We start from the raw sequence: 25,675 nt of genomic DNA, 5'->3' as shown, positions 1-25,675 counted from the left end.
CGGAGGGGCCGGTGTTTGGGACGTAAAGCGACAGCAGTCCCAAACACCGGCCCCGGAGGTCCGTCACCGCACCCAACACCCACCCAGCCCGCCGCAGGCGCAACGGCGAACCACACCCCGCGGCGCAGCAGACAGGTACGTGCGGAGCGCCGCAAAGCGCAACGGCGAGCAAGCCCCTCGGCGGGACAGACGGGTACGTGCGGGGCGCCGCAAAGCGCAACGGCGAGCGAGCCCCGCGGCGCAGTAGACAGGTACGTGCGGGGCGCCGCAAAGCGCAACGGCGACCAAGCCCCGCGGCGGGACAGACAGCTACGTGCGGGGCGCCGCACAGCGCAACGGCTACCCGGCGCCCTCGCGCCCACGTACCGTGAATGGCATGACGAGCATCGGTGGAACCGAGATGGTCGACTGGAACCTCGCGGTCGCGACCGCGACCCGGTTCGTGCGGCCGGGCCCAGAGGTCAGCCGGGACGAGGCGCGGGCGATCGTCGCCGAGCTGCGCAAGCACGCCAAGGCGTCCGAGGCGCACGTGCGGGCGTTCACGCGGCTGGCGCAGCCGGACGCGCAGGGCGAGGTGCCGCACGACACGCCCGTCCTGGTCGTGGACCGGCCCGGCTGGGTCAAGGCGAACGTCGCCGGCTTCCGGGCCGTGCTCAAACCGCTGCTCGCCAAGATGGAGGACCGCCGCTCGACGGTCCCCGGTGGCGCGGTGCTGGGCGCGGTCGGCGGCAAGGTGACCGGCGTGGAGCTGGGGATGCTGCTGTCGTTCCTGGCGTCGCGGGTGCTCGGCCAGTACGAGACGTTCGCGCCGCCCAGCCGGGACCTGCCGGCCGGTGAGCAGGGCGGCCGGCTGCTGCTGGTCGCGCCGAACATCGTCCACGTGGAGCGCGAGCTCGAAGTGGAACCGCACGACTTCCGGCTGTGGGTGTGCCTGCACGAGGAGACGCACCGCACCCAGTTCACGGCCGTGCCGTGGCTGCGCGACCACATCGAGGGCGAGATCCAGTCGTTCCTCGGGGAGACCGACATCGATCCGGGCACCCTCCTGGAGCGGCTGCGGGAGGCCGCCCAGTCGCTGGCCGGTGCCCGGCCGGAGGGCGAGGAGGACGAGGACGGCGGCCGTTCGATCGTCGATCTCGTCCAGACGCCGGCCCAGCGCGAGATCCTGGCGCGGCTGACCGCCGTGATGTCGCTCCTGGAGGGGCACGCGGACTACGTGATGGACGGGGTGGGGCCGGACGTGGTGCCGTCGGTCGCCGAGATCCGGGAGAAGTTCCAGAAGCGGCGGGCCAGCGGTGCCGGGCGGCTCGACCAGGCACTGCGTAAGCTGCTCGGGCTGGACGCCAAGCTGCGGCAGTACCGCGACGGGGAGCGGTTCGTCCGCGCGGTCGTCGACGAGGTCGGGATGGACGGCTTCAACCGGGTCTGGACGTCGCCGAACACCCTCCCCACCAAACAGGAGATCGCCAAACCGGCGGACTGGGTCGCGCGGGTGCACCGGAAGGCGGACGGGGCACCGTAGGCGAACGTTGTGAGCTGGGCACACCGCGTGGCAGTAGAGCGCCCCTTCAATCACCCGTCCGAGGGACCGTTACCGATGGATAGGCGTGCAATGCTCGGGGAACCGCTCGCCTCTGTCACCATCTAGGCACTCTGTGTGACGAAAAGCCCTCACCGGCCCGAGGCACCCCAGCTGAACGATTGGAAACGGACATGGGTCCCCATCCAGCGGTCGCCGCGATACGCCTGGCGGTCCGCCGCGTACTCCACGACGTGCTCACCCACCACAGCGCACAGGACCGGCACGAGCCCCCGCTCGTGCTTGTCGCATGCTCCGGCGGCGCCGACTCGATGGCGCTCGCCTCCGCCCTCGCCTTCGAGGCGCCCAAGCTGGGCGTCCGGGCCGGGGGCGTGACCATCGACCACGGCCTCCAAGAAGGCTCCGATCTGCGCGCCGCCGAGGTCGCGCTGCGGCTGCGGGCCCTGCGCCTCGACCCGGTCGAGGTCGTCGCCGTCACCGTCGGCCGTGAGGGCGGTCCGGAAGCCGCCGCCCGTGACGCCCGGTACGCCGCTCTGGACGCCACCGCCGAGCGCCACGGCGCCACCGCCGTCCTGCTCGGCCACACCCGCGACGACCAGGCCGAGACCGTGCTGCTCGGCCTCGCCCGCGGCTCCGGGACCCGTTCGCTCTCCGGTATGGCCGCCACCAGCGGCACCGGCGGCCGCTACCGCCGCCCGTTCCTGGACGTCGACCGCCAGACCGCCCGCAAGGCCTGCCTGATCCAGTCGCTGCCCGTCTGGGACGACCCGCACAACGCCGACCCCGCGTACACCCGCTCCCGGCTGCGCCACGAGGGCCTGCCCGCCCTGGAGAAGGCGCTGGGCAAGGGCGTCGTCGAGGCGCTGGCCCGGACCGCCCAGCTCTCCCGCGACGACGCCGACGCCCTGGACGCCTGGGCGGCCGACGCCGAGGGCACGGTCCTCGACGACACCGGCGGCCTCGACGTCGCGGCCCTGTACGCGCTGCCCCCCGCGGTCCGCCGCCGGGTGCTGCGCCGGGCCGTGATCGGCGCCGGTTCCCCCGCCGGTTCGCTCTTCGCCCGCCACATCGAGGAAGTGGACCGGCTGATCACCGCCTGGCGGGGCCAGGGCGCCATCAACCTCCCCGGGCGGGTCGGTGTTCGGCGGCAGGGTGGCAGACTTGTCATCCGGCAGGGCTGAGCCGCACACGCTGCCTTGCATCTGAAGTCTCACGGCTGACGTGAACACCGAACCGAGCGAGAGTGGCACGGGTGGACGACAAGGACATGGGCTCCGACCTTCAGTCGGTACTCATCAGCAAGGAAGAGATCGACGCGAAGCTGGCCGAGCTGGCTGCCAAGATCGACGCGGAGTACGCGGGCAAGGACCTGCTCATCGTCGGTGTCCTCAAGGGCGCGGTGATGGTGATGGCGGATCTGGCGCGCGCGCTGTCCACCCCCGTCACGATGGACTGGATGGCCGTGTCGTCGTACGGCGCGGGCACCCAGTCCTCCGGCGTGGTCCGCATCCTCAAGGACCTCGACACCGACATCAAGGGCAAGCACGTCCTGATCGTCGAGGACATCATCGACTCCGGCCTGACGCTGTCGTGGCTGCTGTCGAACCTCGGCTCGCGCGAGCCGGCCTCGCTGGAGGTCGTCACGCTGCTGCGCAAGCCGGAGGCGGCCAAGGTCGCCATCGACGTGAAGTGGATCGGCTTCGACATCCCCAACGAATTCGTCGTGGGGTACGGCCTGGACTACGCCGAGAAGTACCGGAACCTGCCGTTCGTCGGTACCCTCGCGCCCCAGGTCTACGGCGGCTGACGGCGCCCGCGCGCCCGTCCGGCCGGGGTGGCCGGACGGGTCCGGCGCAGTTGCCGCGGCCCGTCGGGAACCCTTCGTGGCCGCCCGCCGTTGGAGCAGGGAGAGCCAAATCCCCGGCTGCATGTTCTCTGTCGGCGCAGGCGCCGGGTGACAATGCTGGGGTACCGTCCGAAGGCAGTTGTTTTTCGGGCCAGTAATACACCGTACGCACGACCAGCCCTCAGAGGGCGTTGTGCCTCACTGTGGCAGGAGGGACGGGGCCGCCAACGGCTCCGTATGGATGGACGTGAAGCGATACTTCCGTGGGCCGGTCATGTGGATCGTGCTGGCCGTCCTCGCCGTGGTCGTGTTGATGCAGGTCGTCGGCTCGTCCGGCGGCTACAAGACGGTGGACACCGGTCAGGTCGTCAAGGCGATCGCTGACAACAAGGTGAAGTCCGCCGAGCTCACCACCGGCGACGAGAACAAGATCAAGGTCGAGCTGTCGGGCTCCAACAAGGTCGACGGCTCCAACAAGATCCAGGCGAGCTACATCGGCGACCAGGGCGTCGATCTGGCGAAGAACCTGCAGGCCAAGTACCAGACCGGCGAGATCAAGGACGGGTACACCGTCTCCCCGTCGAAGACGAACCCGTTCGTCAGTCTGCTGATGACGCTGCTTCCCTTCATTCTGATTCCGGTCGCCTTCCTGTTCCTGATGAATCAGATGCAGGGCGGCGGCTCCCGGGTGATGAACTTCGGGAAGTCGAAGGCGAAGCTGCTCACCAAGGACACCCCCAAGACGACCTTCGCGGACGTCGCGGGCTCGGACGAGGCCGTCGAGGAGCTCCACGAGATCAAGGAGTTCCTGCAGGAGCCGGCCAAGTTCCAGGCGGTCGGCGCCAAGATCCCCAAGGGCGTGCTGCTGTACGGCCCGCCGGGAACGGGCAAGACGCTGCTCGCGCGCGCCGTCGCCGGCGAGGCGGGCGTCCCGTTCTACTCGATCTCCGGCTCCGACTTCGTCGAGATGTTCGTCGGTGTCGGTGCCTCCCGGGTGCGTGACCTCTTCGAGCAGGCCAAGGCGAACGCCCCGGCGATCGTCTTCGTCGACGAGATCGACGCCGTCGGCCGGCACCGCGGTGCGGGTCTCGGCGGTGGCCACGACGAGCGTGAGCAGACCCTGAACCAACTCCTCGTCGAGATGGACGGCTTCGACGTCAAGGGCGGCGTGATCCTGATCGCCGCGACGAACCGTCCGGACATCCTCGACCCGGCGCTGCTGCGCCCCGGCCGTTTCGACCGGCAGATCGCCGTCGACCGTCCGGACCTGCAGGGCCGTCTGGAGATCCTCAAGGTCCACCAGAAGGGCAAGCCGGTCGCCCCGGACGTCGACCTCTCGGCCGTCGCCAAGCGCACCCCCGGCTTCACCGGTGCCGATCTGTCGAACGTCCTCAACGAGGCCGCGCTGCTGACGGCCCGGAGCGACGAGAAGCTGATCAACAACCACTTCCTGGACGAGGCGATCGACCGCGTCGTGGCGGGCCCGCAGAAGCGGACCCGGATCATGTCCGAGAAGGAGAAGAAGATCACCGCGTACCACGAGGGCGGACACGCCCTGGTCGCGGCGGCCTCCCCGAACTCCGACCCGGTCCACAAGATCACGATCCTGTCCCGCGGCCGGGCCCTGGGCTACACCATGGTCCTGCCCGACGAGGACAAGTACTCCACCACCCGCAACGAGATGCTCGACCAGCTGGCGTACATGCTGGGCGGCCGCGCGGCGGAGGAGCTGGTCTTCCACGACCCGACCACCGGTGCCGCCAACGACATCGAGAAGGCCACCGCCACGGCCCGCGCGATGGTCACGCAGTACGGCATGACCGAGCGGCTCGGCGCGATCAAGTTCGGCACCGACAACTCCGAGCCCTTCCTGGGCCGTGAGATGGGTCACCAGCGCGACTACTCCGAAGAGGTCGCCGCGCTGGTCGACGAAGAGGTCAAGAAGCTGATCGAGACCGCGCACAACGAGGCGTGGGAGATCCTGGTCGAGAACCGCGACATCCTCGACAACCTCGTGCTGACGCTCCTGGAGAAGGAGACGCTCGGCAAGGAGGAGATCGCGGAGCTGTTCAAGCACGTGGTCAAACGCCCGGCCCGCCCGGCGTGGACCGGATCCTCGCGGCGTACGCCGTCGACCCGCCCGCCGGTGCTCTCGCCCAAGGAGCTGGCCCCGGCCAACGGCTCCGTGACGGCGGCCACCGTCTCCACGGAGAAGAAGGCGGAGAGCTCCGAGGAGCCGCACCCGGAGAGCTGACCTGGGCCTTCACAGGCCCTGGAATACATGCCGCGCCCCCCAGGTTTAGCCTGGGGGGCGCGGCATTTTCCGCGATGGAAACCGCGTTCGAGCGGGCGCAGAAGGAACGAGGCACATATGACGGACCCTGTGACGCTGGACGTCGACGGCACGATCGGTACGTTCGACGAGAAGCGGGCCGAGAACGCCGTGCGCGAGCTGCTGATCGCGGTGGGCGAGGACCCGGACCGCGAGGGTCTGCTGGAGACGCCGGCTCGGGTGGCACGGGCGTACAAGGAGATCTTCGCCGGGCTGTGGCAGAAGCCGGAGGATGTGCTGACGACCACGTTCGACCTGGGCCACGACGAGATGGTGCTGGTCAAGGACATCGAGCTGGTCTCCAGCTGTGAGCACCACCTCGTCCCGTTCGTCGGGGTGGCGCACGTCGGCTACATCCCGTCCGCCGACGGCAAGATCACCGGACTGTCGAAGCTGGCCCGCCTGGTGGACGTGTTCGCCCGGCGCCCGCAGGTGCAGGAGCGGCTGACCACGCAGATCGCGGACTCGCTGATGGAGATCCTGGAGCCGCGCGGCGTGATCGTCGTCATCGAGTGCGAGCACATGTGCATGACCATGCGCGGGGTGCGGAAGCCGGGCGCGAAGACGACGACCTCGGCCGTCCGCGGTCAGCTGCGCGACGCGGCCACCCGGGCCGAGGCGATGAGCCTGATATTGGCGCGCTGACGCCCGCGGGAAGGCGACGGGGCGGCGCACCGGCCGTCCCGCCGCACGGAAGGCCCTTTGAAGGGCCCGGCGCAGGGCGTCACGCCTTGAGGTGGTTGCCCAGCCATTCGAGGGCCGCGGGGATCTCGCGGCGCCAGGTGTTGAAGTTGTGGCCGCCGCTGTCGAGGATGATCGACGAGACGCGGGTGGGCGACTTCGTCTGCTCGATGAAGCGGAGCGTCTGCTTGTAGTTGCCCTCGCCCTGCTTGCTGCTGGTGACCAGGAGGTTCACCGGCGGGGCGGGCAGGTGGCGCTGACGCCACAGCAGGTTGTTCTCCCGCTCCAGCCGCAGGTCGCCGCCGAAGAGGTCGCCGGTGGTGGCGTCCAGCGGGGCCTTGTAGGCGCCGGAGAGGGCCACCGCGGTGGAGTACGCCTCGGGGTGGCGCATGGTCATCTTCAGCGCGCAGTAGCCGCCGGTGGAGTCGCCGATGACGCCCCAGCTCTTGGCCTCACGCCCTATTCGGTAGTGCTCGGTGATGTCCGCGCGCAGGTCCTTGGTGAAGAAGCTCTCGGTCTGCGGGCCGTTCGGTATGTCGACGCACTCGGTGTCCCGCGGCGGCGCGACGGTCGGCCGCATCATCACCAGGACCGTCGGCCGCATCCGGTGCTCCTTGAGCAGGCCGTGCTGGGTCTGCGGGAAATGCAGCTTTTTGTAGAGGGCCTCGGCGGTGCCCGGGTAGCCGGTGAGCACCAGTGCCGCCGGGAATTTCTTCTTCGCGTATTTCTTCTGGAAGTACTGCGGCGGCAGATAGACGAACGCCGGGCTGGCGATCCTGGAATGCTCGCCGCGGATGAGCACCTTGTCGATACGGCCGGCCGACGAGGGCCGGGAGCCGTTCTGGACGCTGATGCGTTCGGTGCCCAGCATCTGCAGCTTGGTGCCGTTCGGGCCGGTCTGGTAATTCGTCACCACACCCGGTTCCTGCTCCTGGCCGAAGAGGTCGGCCCAGGAGGCGTAGAAGCCGAAGGAGTTGTTGGCGAACAGGCCGACCGCGGCGAAGAGGGAGAGCTGGGTCGCCAGCAAAAGCCCGACCCGGCCCAGGACGGTGCGCCAGTTCCCCTTGGACAGGCGCGGCCAGAGCCAAACGGTGAGGATGAACAGTGCTACCGCGACGAGGACGGCAAGAAGCAGCACTTTCTTGCTGGTGAGACCCATGTGGTGCTTTCTTCCGGGCGGCCGGGTCATCCGTACCGCTGGTGGAACCCCGAGCCCTGAAACGCCGTCATACAGGGCGCAAAAGTCCAGATGCTGCGACTAGGCTCGCACGTCTTCTCGACCGGGGCGACGGGAAAGTGATGTCTGACAGGCTAGATGGCGAAAAGTCGGAGAAGGTTGCGTGGCGAACGCCACGCTGGCTCCGCGGCCCACGGCCCGAAGCGGTGCCCGGGCTCATCGGGACCGCCGGCGCGGCCGTCGGCCTGTTGAACCTGGTCGCCGGAGTGTTCCCGCGTTTCCGGCACAGCCGGGTGCACGCCCTGGCCGAAGTACTGCCGGGCGCGGTCAGTCCGCTGGCGGCCGCCGCCTCCATCGTCGTCGGCATCCTGCTGCTCCTTCTGGCCCACGGCCTCAAACGGCGTAAGCGGCGGGCCTGGGGAGCGGCGGTGGCGCTGCTCCCGGTGGGGATCGCCGCCCAGCTGGTGTACCGCCACTCCGTCTTCGGCGCGGTGCTCTCGACCGCGCTGCTGGGCTTCCTGGTGTGGCACCGGAAGGAGTTCGCGGCCCTGCCCGATCCGCGCAGCCGCTGGAAGGCGCTGGCCAACTTCGTGATCCTGGGCGGTGCGAGCTTCGCCATCGGCATGGTGATCGTCAGCTCCCACCCGGGCAAGATCGTCGGGTCGCCGTCCTTCCTGCAGCGTGCCGAGCACGTGCTGTTCGGCCTCTTCGGCTTCGAGGGCCCGATCGGCTACACCCACCAGGTGGACTACACCGTCGGCTACTCCCTCGGCGCGCTGGGCCTGCTGACCGTCGCCACCACCGCCTACCTCGCCTTCCGCCCCGAGCACCCGGCGGCCCGGCTGACCGACGAGGACGAGCGGCAGCTGCGCGAGCTGCTGGCCCGGCACGGCGGCCGGGACTCGCTCGGCTACTTCGCGCTGCGCCGCGACAAGGGCGCGGTCTTCTCCCCGTCCGGCAAGGCCGCGGTCTGCTACCGGGTGATCTCCGGCGTGATGCTCGCCAGCGGCGACCCGATAGGAGATGTGGAGGCCTGGCCGGGCGCCATCGAGCGCTTCATGGAGGAGGCGCGGGCGCACTCCTGGACGCCGGCGGTGCACGGTTGCAGCGAGACCGGCGGCCAGGTCTGGACCCGCGAGACCGGGATGGACGCGCTGGAGCTGGGCGACGAGGCGATCGTCGACGTCGCCGACTTCACGCTGTCCGGCCGGGCGATGCGCAACGTGCGCCAGATGGTCAAGCGCATCGAGCGCAACGGCTACACCACGCAGGTGCGCCGGGTGCGCGATCTGGAGGCGGAGGAGCTGGAGCGGGTGCAGAAGGCCGCCGACGCCTGGCGTGACACCGACGAGGAGCGGGGCTTCTCCATGGCGCTGGGCCGCATCGACGCGGTCAAGGACGGCGACGCGGTGATCGCTACCGCGCATCTGGCCCCGGCGGAGGGCGAGGAGCCCGGCCCGTTCGGTGACCTGAAGGCGTTGCAGTACTTCGTGCCCTGGGGCACGGACGGCATCTCGCTGGAGCGGATGCGGCGCGACCGCAGCGCCGACCCCGGCATGAACGAGCTGCTGATCGTCGCCGCCCTGCAGGCCGCGCCGGACCTGAAGATCAAGCAGCTCTCGCTGAACTTCGCGGTCTTCCGTTCCTACCTGGAGCGCGGTGAGAAGCTCGGCGCGGGGCCGGTGATGCGCATCACCCGGGGGACGCTGCTCTTCCTTTCGCGCTGGTACCAGATCGAGTCGCTCTACAAGTTCAACGACAAGTTCAGCCCGCGCTGGGAGCCGCGCTTCGTGGTCTTCCGCACCACGCGGGACATCCCGCGGATCGGCCTGGCCACCATGCAGGCCGAGGGCTATCTGGAGCTGCCGCGCGTACTGCGCCGCAGGAAGGCCGCGGAGCCGCGGCCCTGCGCGCACACGGTGGAGCCGGTCCGGGCCGCGGAGGCGGTCGAGCGGGTGGCCTGACGGACACCCGGACGGCCGTCGGTCGGGGGCGGCGCGGGGTGTCCCCGTGGTACGGCCCCGGCCGTTCCCGGCAGGCGGCGGTCGCAATCCGGCCGGTCGGCACACGGCCTACGCTGGTCCCATGAGTACCTTGCGTGGCCAGGTGGCCGGACTGCCGGACTGGGACCGCTGCGCGGTGATGGGCGTCGTGAACGTGACGCCCGATTCGTTCTCCGACGGCGGTGAGTGGTTCGACACCGAACTCGCCGTCAAACACGGCCTGGACCTGGTGGCGCAGGGCGCCGACCTGGTGGACGTGGGCGGCGAGTCGACCCGTCCGGGCGCGGCGCGGGTGGACGAGGCCGAGGAGCTGCGGCGGGTCGTCCCGGTCGTACGGGAGCTGTCCGCGGCCGGCGCCGTGGTGTCCGTCGACACCATGCGCGCCTCGGTCGCCGAACAGGCGGTGCAGGCGGGGGCGCGGCTGGTCAACGACGTCAGCGGCGGTGCCGCCGACCCGGCGATGGTGCCGGTGGTGGCCGCGCACCACGTGCCGTTCGTCGTGATGCACTGGCGCGGGCAGTCCATCGACATGAACAACCGCGCCGTCTACGGCGACGTGGTCGCCGAGGTCGTCGAGGAGCTCGGGAAGGCCATGGAGCGCGCGGTGGCCGGCGGCATCGACCCGGAGCGGATCGTCATCGACCCCGGTCTGGGCTTCGCCAAGCAGGCGGAGCACGACCTGGCCCTGATCGCCCGTCTGGAGCGGCTGCGGGCGCTGGGCCGGCCGCTGCTGGTGGCGGCATCGAGGAAACGGTTCCTGGGCAGGGTGCTGGCGGGGGACGAGGGAACGGCCCCGCCGCCGGCCCGGGAGCGGGACGCGGCGACGGCGGCGGTATCGGCGATGGTGGCGCGAGAGGGGGCCTGGGCGGTGCGGGTGCACGAGGTCAGGGCGAGCGCGGACGCGGTACGGGTGGCCCGTGCCGTGGAGGGCGCGGCGGCCCCGGCCGCCGGGACGGACGCGGCGGACGGTACGACGCGGACGTCGAAGACGACGGGAGCGGTGTGAGCGGCTTGGGCCCACGGACGGACATCGAGCTGGTCGAGCAGGCGAACACGACCCTGTACGAGACCATCGAGCGCGGCGATCACGAGGCGCTGTCCGAGCTGTGGCTGGACGGTCAGGTGAGCGTGGTGCACCCCGGGTGGCCGGTGCTCCGCGGGCGCGGCGAGGTGCTCCGTTCGTACGCCCTGATCATGGCGAACACCGAGTACATCCAGTTCTTCCTGACCGACGTCGAGATCGACGTCGCCGGGGACACCGCGCTGGTGACCTGCACCGAGAACATCCTCAGCGGCGGGCCGGCCGAGGACGACGGGTCGGTGGGGCCGCTGATCGGCCAGTTGGTCGTGGCGACGAACGTCTTCCGGCGCACGGACGACGGCTGGCGGGTGTGGTCGCACCACGGGTCGCCGGTGCTGGCGGACCGCGAGGACGACGAGGACGAGGACGACGAGGGGGAGCCGGACGCGGGCGCGGTGTGAACGGGACGTGGCCGGTGCGTGGCGGGGGCCGCGCCCGGGGCCGGCCGGTGTGTGAGCCTTGCCATGGCCGTCCGGACTTGCGCCGATGGCCCGGTTCTGTGCCGGCGTCAGCGGCGGGCGTCAGCCATATGGACGAGGGCGCACCCGTTCGAGCCAAGTGCGGGACGGGTAGGGGTGGGGCGCGGACCAGGGGGTAAGAGGCGCGCGGACGATCTCCCGGCCCGCTCGATGCGGCACGCCTAGCAGCAGGACGGGGTCTTGTCCATAGCCCCCGTGGGCGAGGACTGTCGGTGCTCGAAGGTAGATTCGATGGCGGGGCAGTGTTGCCGGATCGCTCCGGCGCCTGCCCGGAACCGACGAACAGTGGCGCCAGAGGTGCCGTGGACCAGACGGAGTGATTCGCGTGGATCGTGTCGCGCTGCGTGGGCTGAAGGCCCGAGGCCACCACGGGGTGTTCCCGCGGGAGCGCGAAGAAGGCCAGACCTTCATCGTCGACCTGGTGCTCGGTCTGGACACCCGTCAGGCGGCCGCCTCCGACGATCTCGCGAAGACCGTGCACTACGGCGTCGTGGCCGAGGAGGTGGTGGCCGTCGTGGAGGGCGAGCCCGTCGACCTCATCGAGACCCTGGCGGAGCGCATCGCCGACCAGTGCCTCAAGCACGAGGGCGTGCAGGAAGTGGAGGTGGTGGTGCACAAGCCGGACGCGCCGATCACCGTCCCCTTCGACGACGTGACCATCACCATCACTCGGAGTCGAGTACATGAACACCAGCAGTGACCCGACCGTACAGCCGGTGCCCGCCTCCGTCGTGGAGCAGGTGGACGCCGCCGATGTGACGCTCTCCAATCCCAAACACGCCGTGATCTCCCTCGGCAGCAACCTCGGCAACCGCCTGGAGACCCTCCAGGGAGCCGTCGACGCCCTGGAGGACACCCCCGGTCTGCGGGTCAAAGCGGTCTCCCCGGTGTACGAGACCGAGCCGTGGGGCGTCGCGCCGGGCAGCCAGCCGTCGTACTTCAACGCCGTGGTGCTGATCAAGACGACCCTGCCGCCGGACTCCCTCCTGGAGCGCGGGCACGCCATCGAGGAGGCCTTCAAGCGGGTCCGCGACGAGCGCTGGGGGCCGCGCACCATCGACGTCGACATCGTGGCCTATCAGGGCATCGTCTCCGACGACCCGCGGCTGACGCTGCCGCACCCGCGCGCCCATGAGCGGGCCTTCGTCCTGGCGCCGTGGCACGACATCGACCCGGAGGCGGAGGTTCCCGGGCGCGGTGCGGTGGCCGAGCTCCTCTCGGTGGTCGGCCGCACGGGCGTGCTGCCGCGCGCGGACCTGGAACTCCGGCTGCCGGAGTAGTCGTTGGACCGGAGGAGTCGTGGGACCGGCGCGGTCGTGGACCGGAGTGACGGTCAGGGCGACGGCGGTACGACGACGAGGACGGCCGTGGTGGCGGTAAGGGGCAGGACGGTGCGAGGGGCGATCGCTCGGTGAAACAGCTACACATCAAGGTGCTGGTCGGGCTGTTCCTGGCAGCCGGGGTGCTGGCCTGGGGCGGCGCCCGGCTGTGGGACTCCTTCGGCACGCTCCCGAGCGTGCCGGTGGCCGCGCCGATCGTCCTGGCGTTCCTCGCCGCCGTGCTCGCGGGCACCGCCTTCGAGCTGCGCGGACGGCTGCGGGCCCAGCGGGAGCGGCGGCCCGGCGCCAAGGGCGTCGATCCGCTGCTGGCCGCCCGTGCGGTGGTCTTCGGCCAGGCGAGCGCCCTGGTGGCGTCGCTGGTGGCCGGGCTGTACGGCGGCGTCGGCGTCTTCCTGCTGACCGCCGGCCTCGAAGTCGACCCCCGCCGGGACCAGGCGATCTACGCCGGTCTGTCGGTGCTCGCCGGCGCGGCCGTGGTGGTCGCCGCGATCTTCCTGGAGCGGGTCTGCAAGCTGCCGGACGACGAGGGCGACGGCGGGGCCGACGCGCGGGCCTGACCCGCACAGTGACACCGGGCGGGGCCCGGCCTGCGACAGCGAGACGCTGCGCGGGCCGGGCCCCGCGGCGTTGGGGGGCGGGCCCGTGCGCCGGCCGTGAACGGGGTGTTGCGGGTGGATGGCGATATGGGCCGGTGGGCGGCGGGGCCGGCGCGATTGTCAGTGGTCGGGTCTAGGGTCGATCACACGACATCGAAAAGTTGAGCGAACGGGTTGCGCCACGGCGCAGGTGCCGCACGGGTGCGGCCGGGCGGGCGTGGCCGGGCGAGGACCGGCGGGGGAGGTGACGGAGATGAGCGGCCGGGCGGGCGGGGCGAATTGCCTGGAGGCGAACGACTGGGTGTGCGGTGAGTATCTGCGCACCCGCAGCCAGGAGTTGCTGGACGCCACGCTCCAGCACCTCGGCATCACCGCCGTGTCCGTCGCGCTCGGCCTGCTGCTCGCCTTCCCGCTGGCGCTGGTGGCGCGGAGCCGGCGGGGCGCGGCCGGGCCGGTCCTGGGGCTGACGACGGTGCTGTACACGATCCCCTCGCTGGCGATGTTCGCGCTCCTCACGCCGGTCTTCGGGGTCTCGGCGGCGGTGGTCGTGACGGGCCTGGTGCTGTATTCGCTGACGATCCTGGTGCGCAACATCCTCGCCGGTCTGCAGGCGGTGCCCGCCGGGGTGCGGGAGGCCGCCCGCGGGATGGGGTACGGCCCGGTGCGGCTGCTGTTCGGCGTCGAACTCCCGCTGGCCATACCGGCATTGGTGGCCGGGCTGCGGATCGCCACGGTCTCGACGGTGGCGATGACGACCGTCGGCTCCGTCGTCGGCTACGGCGGTCTGGGCAATCTCATCGCCAGCGGAATGGCCGGCTTCTTCAAGGCCGAGGTGCTGACGGCCTCGGTGCTGTGCGTGCTGCTGGCGCTGGTCGCGGACGTCCTGCTGATGGCCCTGCAGCGGCTGCTGACGCCGTGGACGCGGGCCGGGGCCCGGGCCGGGGCGTGGAGCAGGGCGGCGGCGTGGGCGCGCGGCCGGGACCGTGCGGTGAAGGCGGCGGGCTGAGCGATGGGGGTGCTCGTGGGGGCCTGGCAGTGGCTGACGACGGCCGCCAACTGGGCGGGCGAGAAGGGCGTGACGCACCGCCTCGCGGAGCACGTCCGGCTCAGCGCGGTGTGCCTGGCCCTGGCCTGCCTGATCGCGCTGCCGGTGGCGCTCTGGCTGGGGCACCTCGGCAAGGGCGGTGCGCTGGCGGTCAATCTCGCCAACATCGGGCGGGCGGTGCCGACGTACGCGGTCCTGGTGCTGCTGACGCTCAGCCCGCTGGGCCGGCACGGAGACTGGCCGACGGTCCTCGCGCTGGTGCTGTTCGCGGTGCCGCCGCTGCTGACCAACGCCTATCTCGGGATGCGGGAGGCGGACCGCGATGTGGTCGAGGCCGCGCGCGGGATGGGCATGTCCGGGCCGCAGGTGCTGTTCCGGGTCGAGATACCGCTCGCCTACCCGCTGATCATGACCGGCCTGCGGTCGGCCACGGTCCAGGTGGTGGCCACCGCGACGCTGGCGGCGCTCGCCGGCGGCGGGGGCCTGGGCCGGATCATCACCGCCGGCTTCGGCAACTACGACACCGCACAGGTCGTCGCGGGCGCGCTGCTGGTGGCCGTCCTCGCCCTGGCCGTGGAGGGCGTCCTCGTCCTCGCCGAGCGCCTCCTCGACCCGATGCGGGGCGGCCGGCGGGCCACGCGGTCCGCCGCCCCGGCCAGCGCAGAGCTGATACCGGCGGACTGAGGGCTTACGGACCGACGGGCCGGCGGGCCGGCGGGCTGACGGGCGGAGAGGCCGAAGCGGCCGATGGGCCGGCGGACTTACGGACTGAACTGACGGACGGGCTGAAGGGGCATCCACATGGCATCGACGAGAAGCAACACGACACGCACCGCACGTACGGAACGCACTGCACGGACGGAACGCACTGGACGCGGGGTGCGCACGGCACGCACGGTGCGTACCGCGGTGGTCGCGGGCACGGTGCTGGCGGTGGCGGCCGGGCTGGCCGCGTGCGGCGGCCCGACCCTGGAGGAGAAGGGCGGCGGCGACGGCAAGGGCGCAAAGCGCGGCGAACTCGTCATCGGCTCGGCGGGATTCACCGAGTCCAAGGTGCTCGCCGAGATCTATTCCCGGCTCCTGCAGGACGCCGGTTACCGCACCCGAGTTCAGACCCTCACCAATCGTGAGCTGTATGAACCGGCCCTGGAGAAGGGCCAGATCGACGTCGTTCCCGAATATGCCTCCACGCTCGCCGAATTCCTCAACGCGAAGAAGAACGGCAGCAAGGCGAAGCCGGTCGCGTCCGCCGACATCGGCAAGACGGTCGCGGCACTGAAGAAGCTCGCCGGACCGCGCGGACTGAAGGTGCTGCCGGCAGGCCGTGCGACGGACCAGAACGCCTTCGCGGTGAGCAAGGAATTCGCCGCTCAGCACAAGCTCTCCACCCTCTCCGACCTCGGAGAATCGAAGCAGAAGATCAAACTCGCCTCGGGTGAGGAGTGCGAGACCCGGGTGTTCTGCAAGCCGGGCCTGGAGAAGACGTACGGCATCGACATCACGGGCCTGGACCCCAAGGGAGTCGGGACGCCGCAGGCCAAGCAGGCCGTCAAGGACGGCACCGATCAACTGGTGCTCACCACGACCACGGACGCCACGCTCGACAGCTTCGGACTGGTGCTCCTCAAGGACGACAAGCGGCTGCAGAACGCCGACAATGTGCTGCCGGTGGTGAATGCGGAGAGCGCCGGGGACAAGCGGATCGAGAGCGTCCTCGCGAAGCTCACCCGCACTCTGACCACCGAAGACTTGATCAACTTGAACCGCAAGGTGGATGCCGAGCGGCTCAAGCCCGCGGATGTCGCCCAGTCATATGTGGAGTCGAAGGGACTGGTCAGGAAGTAACCAGCCGGAAACGGATTTGTGGGCCGGGCCCCATAGATCCCGCACGCACGGTAAGTTTCTGGCCATGCCACGAGGACGCCACCGCCATTCCCCACCCCTCCACCGGCTGCTTCCTCCCACGACGGTCGCCGGTGTGTCCCTTGTCTGCGCCGCGGGCCCGTGGTTTGTCGGCGATGATCTGGTCCAACGCGTGCTCGCCGCGGGCGCGGCGGCCGCGGCCGTCACCGGTGCCGTCCTGCTGAGGAGCTGGGACCGCAAGGCCGGCCGACGGGTCGCCGAACTCACCCGCGCCCGGGTGCGCGACGAGTGGTGCACCGAGGAGCGGATAGCCGAGCTCGAAACCGACATCGAGGAGTCCCGCGAGCTCCGCGCCGCCCTCGACACCAAGCTGCGCGCCAAGCGCGCCGAACTGGCCCGGCTGCGCAGCGAACACGCCGAGCTGCTCCGCCGTTACGCCACCGCCGAGACCGAGCGGGCCAGCGCCCTGGAGGGCCGCCGGCTGCTCGCCATCGAGGCGTCCGCCCCGGCCCGCGCGCTCCCGGCCGCCGCCGGCGCCTCCCGGGCGCCCGAGTCCGCAGGAGCGGCGGTGCCCACCGCCCCTGACGCCCCGGCACCGGGCCGCCGGGGACGGGCGGACCGCCAGACGTCGGACCGTCAGGCCTCGGCGGACCGTGAGACCTCGGGCCGGCCGTCGACGGACCGGCCGGTGCCGGCCCCGACCGCCGCGGCGTACGCGCAGGCCGCCCAGGCGCTCCGTCAGTTGGCGCGCAACGCCGCCCGGCAGCGTGCGGCCGCCGAGCGGCCCACGCAGCCCGCGCCGGGCGGCCCCACCGCATCGGGCGGCCACACCGGCCAGGACGGGGACAACGGCCGGGGGAACGGCCAGGCGGCCGCCGCACAGCGCACGGGCGGCGCCCTCCCCGCCCGTACGGCCACCGCCGCCGGACCCGCGCTCCGCCCCGTCCCGTCCGCCGCCGCGGTCGCCCCGTCCCGTCCCACCGCCTCGCGCACCGTGGGCGGCTTCGACTTCTTCGGCAACGCGACCGCTGCCGGCCCCCGTCAGCTGCCCGCGCCGCTGGAGGACGACCTGGCGGACGTCGTCGGCGACGAGGCCCTCGCCGAGCACTCGGCCCGGACGGCGGCCCGTATGGCCCTCCCCGGGGCCCGTACGGAGGCGGGGGGCGCGCCGGAGGCCGGTGCTGCGCCGGCCACCGGTGAGCGGGCCGCGGGCGACGCGCAGGACGAGCAGGACGCGGCGGAGGCGCGGTCCGGGGCGCCCGCCGAGGGCGCGCAGGACGGCGTGGTGACCGCGGACGGCGAGACGACCAGCGGTGCCGGCGAGGTCATCGACCTGACCGCCCACGACGAGACCGAACAGCTCGACGTCGGCGCCCTCCGGACCGCCATTTCCTGACCGCCGTTGCCCTGACCGCCGTTTTTCGGCCCCATTTTCCGACCCGGCTCGGCGGGGCTCCCGACCGCCCGCCCGCCCTCGCTCTGCATTCGGCCCCGAAGCCCGCCCGGCTCCGGGGCCGAGTGGTTTTCGGGGCAAGCGGTCTCGAGAGCAAGCGGCTTCGGGGACGCGGGAGTGGCGTCGTGATGTTGTCCACAGCCTGTGGACAACATCGGCGCTCTACTCGCCGCGGTTCTAGTCGCCGCGGCTCTCCTCGCCCTTGCTCTACTTGTCGATGTCGCCGACGACGAAGAACATCGAGCCGAGGATCGCGACCATGTCGGCGACCAGCGTCCCCGGCAGCAGCTCCACCAGCGCCTGGATGTTGTTGTACGACGCGGAGCGCAGCTTCAGGCGGTACGGCGTCTTGTCGCCCTTGGAGACGAGGTAGTAGCCGTTGATGCCGAGGGGGTTCTCGGTCCAGGCGTACGTCGCGCCCTCGGGCGCCTTCAGCACCTTCGGCAGCCGCTGGTTGATCGGTCCCGGCGGCAGTTCCGCGATCCGGTCCAGGCAGACGTCGGCGAGATCCAGGGCGTTGTGGCTCTGCTCCAGCAGGCACTCGAAGCGGGCCAGGCAGTCGCCCTCCTCACGGGTGACCACCTTGAGCGTGGACGCCAGCTCCCCGTACGCCAGGTACGGCTCGTCGCGCCGCAGGTCGAAGTCGACGCCCGAGGCGCGGGCGATCGGCCCGGAAACCCCGTACGCGTGCACCGTCTCCGGGGCGAGCACCCCGACGCCCCGCGTCCGGCCGCGGAAGATCTCGTTACCCAGGACCAGATTGTCGAAGACGTCCATACGGGAGCGGACATCCGCGACGGCCTGCCGGGCCCGGCCCAGCCAGCCGGCCGGCAGGTCCTCCTTGAGGCCGCCGACGCGGTTGAACATGTAGTGCATCCGGCCGCCGGAGATCTCCTCCATGACGGTCTGGAGCTCCTCGCGCTCACGGAACGCGTGGAAGACGGGGGTGATACCGCCCAGTTCGAGGGGATACGAGCCGAGGAACATCAGATGATTCAGTACGCGGTTCAGCTCGGCCAGCAGTGTCCGCGTCCACACCGCGCGCTCGGGCACCTCCATGCCCAGCATCCGCTCTACGGCCAGCACCACACCCAGCTCGTTGGAGAACGCCGACAGCCAGTCGTGCCGGTTGGCGAGCATGATGATCTGGCGGTAGTCGCGGGCCTCGAAGAGCTTCTCGGCGCCCCGGTGCATGTATCCGATCACCGGCTCGGCGTGCTGGATCCGCTCGCCGTCCAGGACGAGGCGCAACCGCAGCACACCGTGCGTGGAGGGATGCTGCGGGCCGATGTTCAGCACCATGTCGGTGCTTTCCGCCGCGCCGCCGATGCCGACCGTCGTCTCCGTCATGGGAACAGTTTCGCAGCCCGCCACCCCGGTGGACGCCCTGGGCCTGCGCCGTCCCACCCCTTGGAACGCCGGCGCGCAACGAATGCCTCAGCCAACGAATGCCTCAGCCCCGTCAGCAGCCTCATGGCTTGAGCCGGCCTCTCGTACGGCCCGAGCAGGCCCGGCCTCACGGCCCGAGCAGGCCCGCCCTCACGGCCCGAGCAGGCCCGCCCTCGCGCCCGAGCAGGGCTGCCCGGCCTCGCGCCCGAGCAGGCCGCCCGCCCTCACGGCTTGAGCAGCCCCGCGCACTCCCCGCCCACCGGCTCCACGAGCCAGCCGAAGCCCCCGAGACCCGCCGGATCGGTCAGTTCCGCCGCCGCGCCGGCCGTACCGAGGGCCCGGATGTACGCGGCCGGGTCGGTGGACGCCAGGGAGAGCGGTGGACGGCGGCCGTCCACCCCCAGGGCGTGCAGCGCCTCGCGCTGGGTCAGCAGCTCGGCCGACGGCCCGGCGCAGGCGTCGAGCGCCACATGTGCCGTGATGTCACAGCTGCCGTCCGGTACGGGGCGCACCTCGCGGCCGTCTCGGAAGCCGGTGAGGGTGCCGAAGGGCGGGCGGTCCTGGCGCGCATGCGCGTAGTCGGCGGCGACCGCGAGCCCGGCGCGCAGCGTGCGGACGGCCCGCGCCCACGCCTCGTCCCGAGGGCGCCCGATCTCGGCTCGGAGCCCCGGGGAGAGCGGGGAGAGCGGGGAGAGCGCGGTACGGGCAGTGGGGGCGGGAACAGTGGAGGCGGCGGACCGGGCCGGCTGCGACGACCACCAGCGCCGCAGCCACTCCGCGTCCGCACCGTCGACCGGCTCGCCCAGCCGCTCCGTGCCGTCCGCGCGGACCAGTACCCGGCGGGCCACCCCGTCCCCGTCCGTCTCGACGACATCGACCGGCACGTTGTCCAGCCACTCGTTCGCGAACAGCAGCCCGGTGACCGAGCCCGGCGCCGGCAGTTCGCCCAGCCAGTCGATCCGCGGATCCAGCCCTCCGGGGCGCGCGGCCCGCTCGACGGCGTACGGGCGAAGCCGGGCGGCCACCTCGTCCGGCAGCGCGGCCAGCACCCCCGTCAGCAGCTCACCGCGGCCCGCGCCCACATCGACCAGCGCCAGCTCCTCCGGATGGCCCAGCGCGCCGTCCACCCGGCGCAGAAGGGCCGCGACGGCACCGGCGTACAGCGGGGAAACATGCACCGACGTGCGGAAATGGCCGGCCGGGCCGGGGCCACCGGGCCGCGTGTAGAAGCCGTCGTCCGCCCCGTACAGCGCCCGCTCGGTCGCGTCCCGCCAGCCGCACCACTCATTCGTCACCACCCCACGGTACGGGCGGGGCGGCCAGGTCGACCCAGGGGTTGATGTGCGGACCGTCCCCCGGTCCGACACATTTGGTGCATGGAGTCTCCACCTTGGGGAGTAGAGCTGACGTAGAGGATCGCCCCTCCGGTTGACTCGTACACCTATCCGCTCTGCCTACGCTGGGTGACGTGCAGCGCCTCTATGACTTCCTCCGCAGGCACCCGACGGGAGTGGACACCTTCTGGGCCGTCCTTCTCCTCGGGTTCACCAGCCTGTGGGTCGCCGGCGAGGTCAGTGGCGCGCACCAGCTCGCCGCCGCGATCTTCACGGTCGGCCTCTGCCTCGTCGTGGCGCTGCGCCGCAAGGCCCCGGTGAAGATGCTGCTGCTGACGGCCGCCATCGGCGTCGGTCAGCTGATCTTCGACATCCCGCCCAATCCCGGCAACTTCGCGATGTTCGTGATCACGTACACCGTCGCGTCCGGCACCTCCACCGCCCGCTGGGCCTCCCGCTGCGCCCTCCTCGGAGCCCTCGTCGGCCCGGCCCTGTCCCTGGTGCGCTTCGGGGAGGGGCCAGGGACCCGGCAGCTGTGGGAAAGCCTGTTCTTCACGGTCCTGCTCACCGTTCCCTTCGTGCTGGCCTGGGTCCTCGGCGACTCCGTGCGCACCCGCCGCGCCTACTGGGCCCAGCTGGAGGAGAAGGCCGCCCGGCTGGAGAAGGAGCGCGAGGCCCAGGCCCGTATCGCGGTCGCCGCCGAGCGCGCCCGGATCGCCCGCGAACTGCACGACGTCGTCGCGCACAACGTCTCCGTCATGGTCGTCCAGGCCGACGGTGCCGCCTACGTCCTCGACGCCGCGCCCGAACAGACCCGGCAGGCCCTGGAAACGATCTCCGGCACGGGCCGCCAGGCACTGGCCGAGATGCGCCGCCTGCTGGGTGTGCTGCGCACCGGGGAACAGGCCGAAGGCGGCGAATACGTCCCCCAGCCCGGCGTCGAACAGCTCACCGACCTCATCGACCAGGTCCGCGGCGCCGGCCTGCCGGTCGACTTCCGGGTGGAGGGCGAGCCGCGCCCGCTGCCCAGCAGCGTCGAGCTGACCGCGTACCGCATCGTCCAAGAAGCGCTCACCAACACCCGCAAACACGGCGGCCCCGACGTCGCCGCCACCGTCCGCCTCAGCTACCAGGACGACGACCTGGAACTGCTCGTCGAGGACGACGGTCGCGGCGCGCAGCACGAGCTCTACGAATCGGGCGGGGCGGACGGCCTCGGCCACGGCCTGATCGGCATGCGGGAACGGGTCGGTATGGTCGGCGGCACCCTGATAGCCGGCCCGCGCCCGGGCGGCGGTTTCCGCGTCAGCGCCGTACTCCCCCTGAAACCGGGCCGGTGAGGCATGTGATGCGCTGAGCCGAGCAGGGTGCCGTGCGGCAGCCCACCCAACCCACGGCCCCACTCGACCCACTGCGCCCCACACGACACATGCGATCCACTCGACCCACTGCGCCCTGCTCGACCCGCGCCATCCGCTCGACCTGCTCCACCCGCTCGACCCGCTCGACCCGCTCGACCCGCTCCGCCATCAGCCCACGAAGGGACCCCTGACCCATGACCATCCGCGTGATGCTCGTCGACGACCAGGTGCTGCTGCGCACCGGGTTCCGGATGGTGCTGGCCGCCCAGCCGGACATGGAGGTCGTCGCGGAGGCGGGGAACGGCGCCGAGGCGCTGGAGGTGCTGCGCTCCACCAAGGTCGATGTGATCCTCATGGACGTCCGGATGCCGCATCTGGACGGGGTCGAGGCCACCCGCCGGATCTGCGAGGGCGGCCAGAAGGAGGACGCCCCCAAGGTGCTCATCCTGACCACCTTCGACCTGGACGAGTACGCCTTCTCCGCGCTGAAGGCCGGGGCCAGCGGATTCATGCTCAAGGACGTGCCGCCCGGCGAACTGCTCGCGGCGATCCGCGCGGTGGAGAGCGGCGACGCCGTCGTCGCACCGTCCACCACCCGCCGGCTCCTCGACCGCTTCACGCCCATGCTGCCCGCCACCTCCGGCGAGCCCGGCCGCCCCGAGCTGGAGCGGCTCACGGACCGCGAGCGCGAGGTGCTGCTGCTGGTCGCCCAGGGGCTGTCCAACGGCGAGATCGCGGCCCGGCTGGTGCTGTCCGAGGCGACGGTCAAGACGCACGTGGGCCGCATCCTGACGAAGCTGAGTCTCCGCGACCGGGTCCAGGCGGTGGTGCTGGCGTACGAGACGGGGCTGGTGCGGGCCGGCGGAGCGGGGGCGTAGGAGCGGGCGGGAACGCAGGGCAGGGGGAAGCGCCGGCGGCCAAGAGCCGGGGGCCGGCAGGGGCTGTGCATGTGCTGGGGGAGGGGAGAGGGAGGCGCCGAGGCGTGCCGGGGGAGGGCCTCGGCGCAGTACGCCCTCCAGCGAAGTGCGCCCTCCAGCGAAGCAGGTCCTGCAGTGCAGGACGCCCGTCAGCGCAGTAGAGCCCCCAGTGCAGGACGCCCGTCAGCGCAGTAGATCCTCCAGCGCAGGGCGTACCGCGCTGCAGTAAGCAAGCCCGTCAGCGCAGTACGCCCTCCAGGAAGTCGCTGCCCAGCCGGGCGACCACCTGGAGGTCCAGCTGGTGCAGCACATAGCGCCCACGGCGCCGCGTCTGGATCAGCCCGGCCTTCTTCAACGTCGTGACGTGCCGCGACACCTCCGGTGAGGTGATGCCGTACGCGTTCGCCAGCTCCCCCGTCGTATGCGGCCCCCGCGCCAGCGTGCGGCACAGCTGCATCCGCATCGGATGCCCCAGCGCCTCCAGCCGCTGCTGAGTGAGTTCGAGCGTGACCGGCGCCGGCAACTCCCGGCTGGCGACGGGGTACTGGATCACCGGACGCCAGCCCGGGGCGTGACTGACCAGCAGATGCGGCCAGCCGAACGACGTCGGCAGGAACGTGACGCCGGGATCCTCAGGGCTCGCGAACGCCGTCGTACGGCCCCTGGCCAACTTGTCCACCACGATGCGGACGCCGCCGCTCCCGTCCTGCGCCTCGTCCAGCGACAGCGCGATCGAAGTCGCGGGCAGCGTCTCGGCCAGGCCCTTGCGCCGCAGCAGTTCGGTCTTGTGCCGGGCATCGGCCGCCAACTGGATGCCCACCCGGCGCCAGATGTCCCCGAAGAACGCGTCCTCGCAGTCCTCCAGCAGGCGGCGCAGCCAGACCCGCAGGCCGTCGGGGTCGGTGAGCATCCGGTCGGTGAAGGCCGCCTGCCGCGGACCGCGCGCGGCGGCCATCTCCCTTACCCGCGCCCGTTCTTCGGCATCGACCAGCGGCGACGGCGTGCAGCGGGTGTAGGTCGTCGAGCAGGAGATCTCGAACGCGGCGGCCACGAACCGCTCGTCGTCGATCTTGTCCAGCTCGTCCAGTTCCTCGGCCAGCGACGATCCGGGGCGGGCCGGCAGCAGGATGTCGGAACGGGAGGACCGCCACAGGAAGTCCGCCTCGCACAGCCGGTCGGCGAGGTCGGTCTTCAGGGCCGCGTTGGTGGCGGTGACCCAGCCGTGCAGCCCGGGGTGGTGCCCCGGCTCCGACAGCGCGTGCAGCGCGGCACCCAGCTCCGCGAGGGGAGAGGGGGCGAAGACGATGCGCTCCGGGGGCAGCCCGGTGATGTCGATGACGTTGGCCATGGGCCCATCATGCGCGAGCCCGCGACCTGCCCGGTCGTCGATTGACGGCTCCCGTCAATCGATGCGCCGCGGGCGGACCGTCCGTTCCAGAGTGGCGGCATGAACGCGAACCAGCAGCACCTTCTCGACGCCTACCGAGCCGCCCGACGAGGCGAGACCGCCCCGCCGCTCCCCGGCACCCACACCGTGCGCACCGTGCGCGAAATCCGTTGGTGGCGACGCCTCCGGAGGGCGACGCGGGGAGTTTTGGCTGCGGAGCGAGGGACGTCGGCTGCGGCGCGGGGGACGTCAGGTGCGGAGCGGGGAGCCTCGGGTGCGGAGCGGGGGACGTCGGGCGCGGAGCGGGGAACCTTGGGTGCGGTGCGGGGAACGTCGGGCGCGGAGCCGGGAACCTTGGTTGCGGCGCGGGGAACCTCGGGTGCGGTGCGGCCCTTGGGGGGCTAGCCCGGGGTTTCCCCCGCCTTCCCCCCGGGGCCCCGCCCCCACCCCCAGCCCCGCCCTCACCCCCACCCCATGAGACGAAAGTCCGTCAAGACCCCGACCCGGCCCGCACCTCCTCCACGCTCCGCATGAAGTCCACAACTGCCGTACGGACGTCCTGCGGTGTCCAGTCCAGGGCGGGCGCGGCGATCGTGACCTCGGTCAGGGCCACTCCCGGCGGTTCGGTCAGGCCTCGTTCGAACCAGCCGCGGAACAGCGCCGTCCTGCTCTCCTCCGCCTGCCGTATGACGGCCTCGTCCAGAACCTCGGAGGGGTACGGCAGCCACACCTGGAACTGATGGGTGTGCGGCACCTCCGGGTGGACCCTGAACCACGGCACGCCGGCCGCCGTCAGGCCCTCGCGCAGCGCCTGCGCGATCACCTTGGCGTGGGCGACGTACTCCGGCAGCCGGGGCAGTTCGCGGTCCAGGCCCGCCAGGGCGGCCAGTGCGGCGGGCCACTGCTGGAACAGCTGGCCGCCGTAGCGGTGGCGCCAGGCACGTGCCTCGGCGACGAAGTCCTCGGAACCGGCGAGCGCGGCGCCCGATATGCCGTCCAGCGACTTGTAGTAGGAGACGTAGACGCTGTCCGCGAGTGCGGTGATCTCGCGGAGCGTGCGGCCGAAGTGCGGGCCGCATTCCCACAGCCGGGCGCCGTCGAAGTGCACCACCGCGTCCCGGTCCCGGGCGGCCGCCACCACCGCGGTCAGCTCGTCCCACTCCGGCAGGACGAAACCGGCGTCGCGCAGGGGGAGTTCGAGGGCCAGGGTTCCGAACGGCTCCTGGAGGCCGTGGATCTCCTCGGCGGTCGGCAGCCGGGGCGCGCGGGTCGGATGGACCATCCGCAGTCCGCTGACCACTGCGTACGCGTCCCGTTCGTGCATCTCCAGGTGGGAGAGCGGATGGCCGGCGACCGTTGCGTTGCCGGTACGTCCCGCCCAGCAGCGCAGCGCCACCTGCTGGGCCATCGTGCCGGTCGGGAAGAAGGCGGCGGCCTCCGTGCCGAGCGCCTCGGCGGTGCGGCGTTCCAGCTCGCCGACTATCCCGTCGTCGTTGGCGTAGACGTCGGTCATCCTGTCCAGGTCATAGGCGGTGGGGGCGTCGGCCACCAGGCGGTCCAGCCGTTCGCGGACCGTTTCGGGTCGTGGGGCCGGTGCGAGCGACCGCTTCACCCGGCGCAGTGCGGCGATTCGCCGCGCGTCCCGGGAACTGTCGCTCCCGGCCTCGCTCACGCCGTGGCCGTGCTCTTCCCCCTCGCTGTCCTTGTCGCTGTCCTGCATGGGCCCTGTCGTCCCCGTCATTCCCGTCGTCCCTGTCATCCCCGTCGTCCCCCTCATTCCCTGGCCCTTCGTGAGCCTGTCTGTGGCCATGAGCCTGTCTTCGGCCGCGAGCCTGTCTTCGGCCGTGAGTC

Annotated in this window: 22 protein-coding genes; 17 read left to right on the top strand and 5 right to left on the bottom strand. The window is 71.6% G+C overall.

The window, feature by feature from the left end:
- Window positions 1-376: 376 nt before the first annotated feature.
- From AB0E02_RS33500 to folE, 5 genes are all read left to right on the top strand, one after another.
- A complete protein-coding gene (locus tag AB0E02_RS33500; RefSeq protein WP_030414977.1) occupies window positions 377-1,522 on the top strand; it encodes a zinc-dependent metalloprotease in 1,146 nt (381 codons plus the stop codon).
- A gap of 191 nt (window positions 1,523-1,713) precedes the next feature.
- Window positions 1,714-2,721, top strand: coding sequence for a tRNA lysidine(34) synthetase TilS (gene tilS, locus AB0E02_RS33495; protein ID WP_362146580.1), 1,008 nt, complete (start codon window positions 1,714-1,716; stop codon window positions 2,719-2,721).
- Between the two features lie 86 nt (window positions 2,722-2,807).
- On the top strand, window positions 2,808-3,347 hold the full coding sequence (hpt, locus tag AB0E02_RS33490) for a hypoxanthine phosphoribosyltransferase (protein WP_030414979.1): 540 nt from the start codon (window positions 2,808-2,810) through the stop codon (window positions 3,345-3,347).
- A 280-nt stretch (window positions 3,348-3,627) separates the two neighbouring features.
- The gene (gene ftsH / locus AB0E02_RS33485; RefSeq protein ID WP_362146577.1) at window positions 3,628-5,640 is read left to right on the top strand and encodes an ATP-dependent zinc metalloprotease FtsH; all 2,013 of its coding nucleotides are present in this window, start codon (window positions 3,628-3,630) and stop codon (window positions 5,638-5,640) included.
- A 117-nt stretch (window positions 5,641-5,757) separates the two neighbouring features.
- Window positions 5,758-6,363, top strand: coding sequence for a GTP cyclohydrolase I FolE (folE, locus tag AB0E02_RS33480; RefSeq protein ID WP_030414981.1), 606 nt, complete (start codon window positions 5,758-5,760; stop codon window positions 6,361-6,363).
- A gap of 79 nt (window positions 6,364-6,442) precedes the next feature.
- Here folE and AB0E02_RS33475 read toward each other — a convergent pair whose 3' ends face one another.
- On the bottom strand, window positions 6,443-7,558 hold the full coding sequence (locus tag AB0E02_RS33475) for an alpha/beta hydrolase-fold protein (RefSeq protein ID WP_362146573.1): 1,116 nt from the start codon (window positions 7,556-7,558) through the stop codon (window positions 6,443-6,445).
- Between the two features lie 140 nt (window positions 7,559-7,698).
- On the opposite strand from AB0E02_RS33475, the gene AB0E02_RS33470 reads away from it, so the two are divergent.
- The 10 genes from AB0E02_RS33470 (at window position 7,699) to AB0E02_RS33425 (ending at window position 17,379) form a co-directional block, all read left to right on the top strand.
- Window positions 7,699-9,540, top strand: a complete 1,842-nt coding sequence (locus AB0E02_RS33470) for a phosphatidylglycerol lysyltransferase domain-containing protein (RefSeq protein WP_362146570.1) — start codon at window positions 7,699-7,701, stop codon at window positions 9,538-9,540.
- A 121-nt stretch (window positions 9,541-9,661) separates the two neighbouring features.
- Window positions 9,662-10,585, top strand: a complete 924-nt coding sequence (gene folP, locus AB0E02_RS33465; RefSeq protein WP_362146567.1) for a dihydropteroate synthase — start codon at window positions 9,662-9,664, stop codon at window positions 10,583-10,585.
- 5 nt (window positions 10,586-10,590) lie between these two features.
- The gene (locus AB0E02_RS33460; RefSeq protein WP_362146592.1) at window positions 10,591-11,061 is read left to right on the top strand and encodes a nuclear transport factor 2 family protein; all 471 of its coding nucleotides are present in this window, start codon (window positions 10,591-10,593) and stop codon (window positions 11,059-11,061) included.
- A 403-nt stretch (window positions 11,062-11,464) separates the two neighbouring features.
- A complete protein-coding gene (folB, locus tag AB0E02_RS33455) occupies window positions 11,465-11,839 on the top strand; it encodes a dihydroneopterin aldolase (protein WP_030414985.1) in 375 nt (124 codons plus the stop codon).
- Window positions 11,823-12,419, top strand: a complete 597-nt coding sequence (folK, locus tag AB0E02_RS33450) for a 2-amino-4-hydroxy-6-hydroxymethyldihydropteridine diphosphokinase (RefSeq protein ID WP_030414986.1) — start codon at window positions 11,823-11,825, stop codon at window positions 12,417-12,419. Before folB ends, folK begins: the two co-directional genes overlap by 17 nt.
- A gap of 131 nt (window positions 12,420-12,550) precedes the next feature.
- A complete protein-coding gene (locus AB0E02_RS33445; RefSeq protein ID WP_030801654.1) occupies window positions 12,551-13,036 on the top strand; it encodes a DUF3180 domain-containing protein in 486 nt (161 codons plus the stop codon).
- 292 nt (window positions 13,037-13,328) lie between these two features.
- Window positions 13,329-14,081 carry an ABC transporter permease gene (locus AB0E02_RS33440; protein WP_362146562.1) on the top strand — a complete coding sequence of 251 codons (753 nt, stop codon included), beginning with the start codon at window positions 13,329-13,331 and terminating at the stop codon, window positions 14,079-14,081.
- A 3-nt stretch (window positions 14,082-14,084) separates the two neighbouring features.
- On the top strand, window positions 14,085-14,804 hold the full coding sequence (locus AB0E02_RS33435) for an ABC transporter permease subunit (RefSeq protein ID WP_362146559.1): 720 nt from the start codon (window positions 14,085-14,087) through the stop codon (window positions 14,802-14,804).
- 195 nt (window positions 14,805-14,999) lie between these two features.
- Complete coding sequence (locus AB0E02_RS33430) at window positions 15,000-15,965, top strand: ABC transporter substrate-binding protein (protein WP_362146557.1); 966 nt, start codon at window positions 15,000-15,002, stop codon at window positions 15,963-15,965.
- Between the two features lie 190 nt (window positions 15,966-16,155).
- The gene (locus AB0E02_RS33425; RefSeq protein WP_362146589.1) at window positions 16,156-17,379 is read left to right on the top strand and encodes a hypothetical protein; all 1,224 of its coding nucleotides are present in this window, start codon (window positions 16,156-16,158) and stop codon (window positions 17,377-17,379) included.
- Window positions 17,380-17,643: 264 nt separating this feature from the next.
- On the opposite strand, the gene AB0E02_RS33420 is transcribed toward AB0E02_RS33425, so the two are convergent.
- Both AB0E02_RS33420 and AB0E02_RS33415 read right to left on the bottom strand, forming a co-directional pair.
- The gene (locus tag AB0E02_RS33420; RefSeq protein WP_030414992.1) at window positions 17,644-18,786 is read right to left on the bottom strand and encodes an NADH-quinone oxidoreductase subunit D; all 1,143 of its coding nucleotides are present in this window, start codon (window positions 18,784-18,786) and stop codon (window positions 17,644-17,646) included.
- A 263-nt stretch (window positions 18,787-19,049) separates the two neighbouring features.
- Window positions 19,050-20,120: an SAM-dependent methyltransferase gene (locus AB0E02_RS33415; protein WP_362146553.1), complete on the bottom strand. Its 1,071-nt coding sequence runs from the start codon at window positions 20,118-20,120 to the stop codon at window positions 19,050-19,052.
- Between the two features lie 173 nt (window positions 20,121-20,293).
- Here AB0E02_RS33415 and AB0E02_RS33410 point away from each other — a divergent pair, with 173 nt between their 5' ends.
- Window positions 20,294-21,499, top strand: coding sequence for a sensor histidine kinase (locus AB0E02_RS33410; protein ID WP_362146550.1), 1,206 nt, complete (start codon window positions 20,294-20,296; stop codon window positions 21,497-21,499).
- Window positions 21,500-21,714: 215 nt separating this feature from the next.
- Window positions 21,715-22,398: a response regulator transcription factor gene (locus AB0E02_RS33405; RefSeq protein ID WP_030414995.1), complete on the top strand. Its 684-nt coding sequence runs from the start codon at window positions 21,715-21,717 to the stop codon at window positions 22,396-22,398.
- A gap of 277 nt (window positions 22,399-22,675) precedes the next feature.
- Here the strand turns inward: AB0E02_RS33405 and AB0E02_RS33400 are convergent, their stop codons facing one another.
- Window positions 22,676-23,785 (bottom strand): DUF5937 family protein, encoded by a 1,110-nt coding sequence (locus AB0E02_RS33400; RefSeq protein WP_362146546.1) that lies wholly within the window; start codon window positions 23,783-23,785, stop codon window positions 22,676-22,678.
- A 529-nt stretch (window positions 23,786-24,314) separates the two neighbouring features.
- Complete coding sequence (locus AB0E02_RS33395) at window positions 24,315-25,544, bottom strand: beta-eliminating lyase-related protein (protein ID WP_362146543.1); 1,230 nt, start codon at window positions 25,542-25,544, stop codon at window positions 24,315-24,317.
- Between the last annotated feature and the right edge of the window lie 131 nt (window positions 25,545-25,675).

This window comes from Streptomyces sp. NPDC048196, assembly GCF_040652715.1.
GTDB classification, from domain to species: Bacteria; Actinomycetota; Actinomycetes; order Streptomycetales; family Streptomycetaceae; genus Streptomyces; species Streptomyces siderophoricus.
The sequence above is the reverse complement of the archived record's forward strand: the minus strand, read 5'-3'. Positions and strand labels throughout refer to the sequence as shown.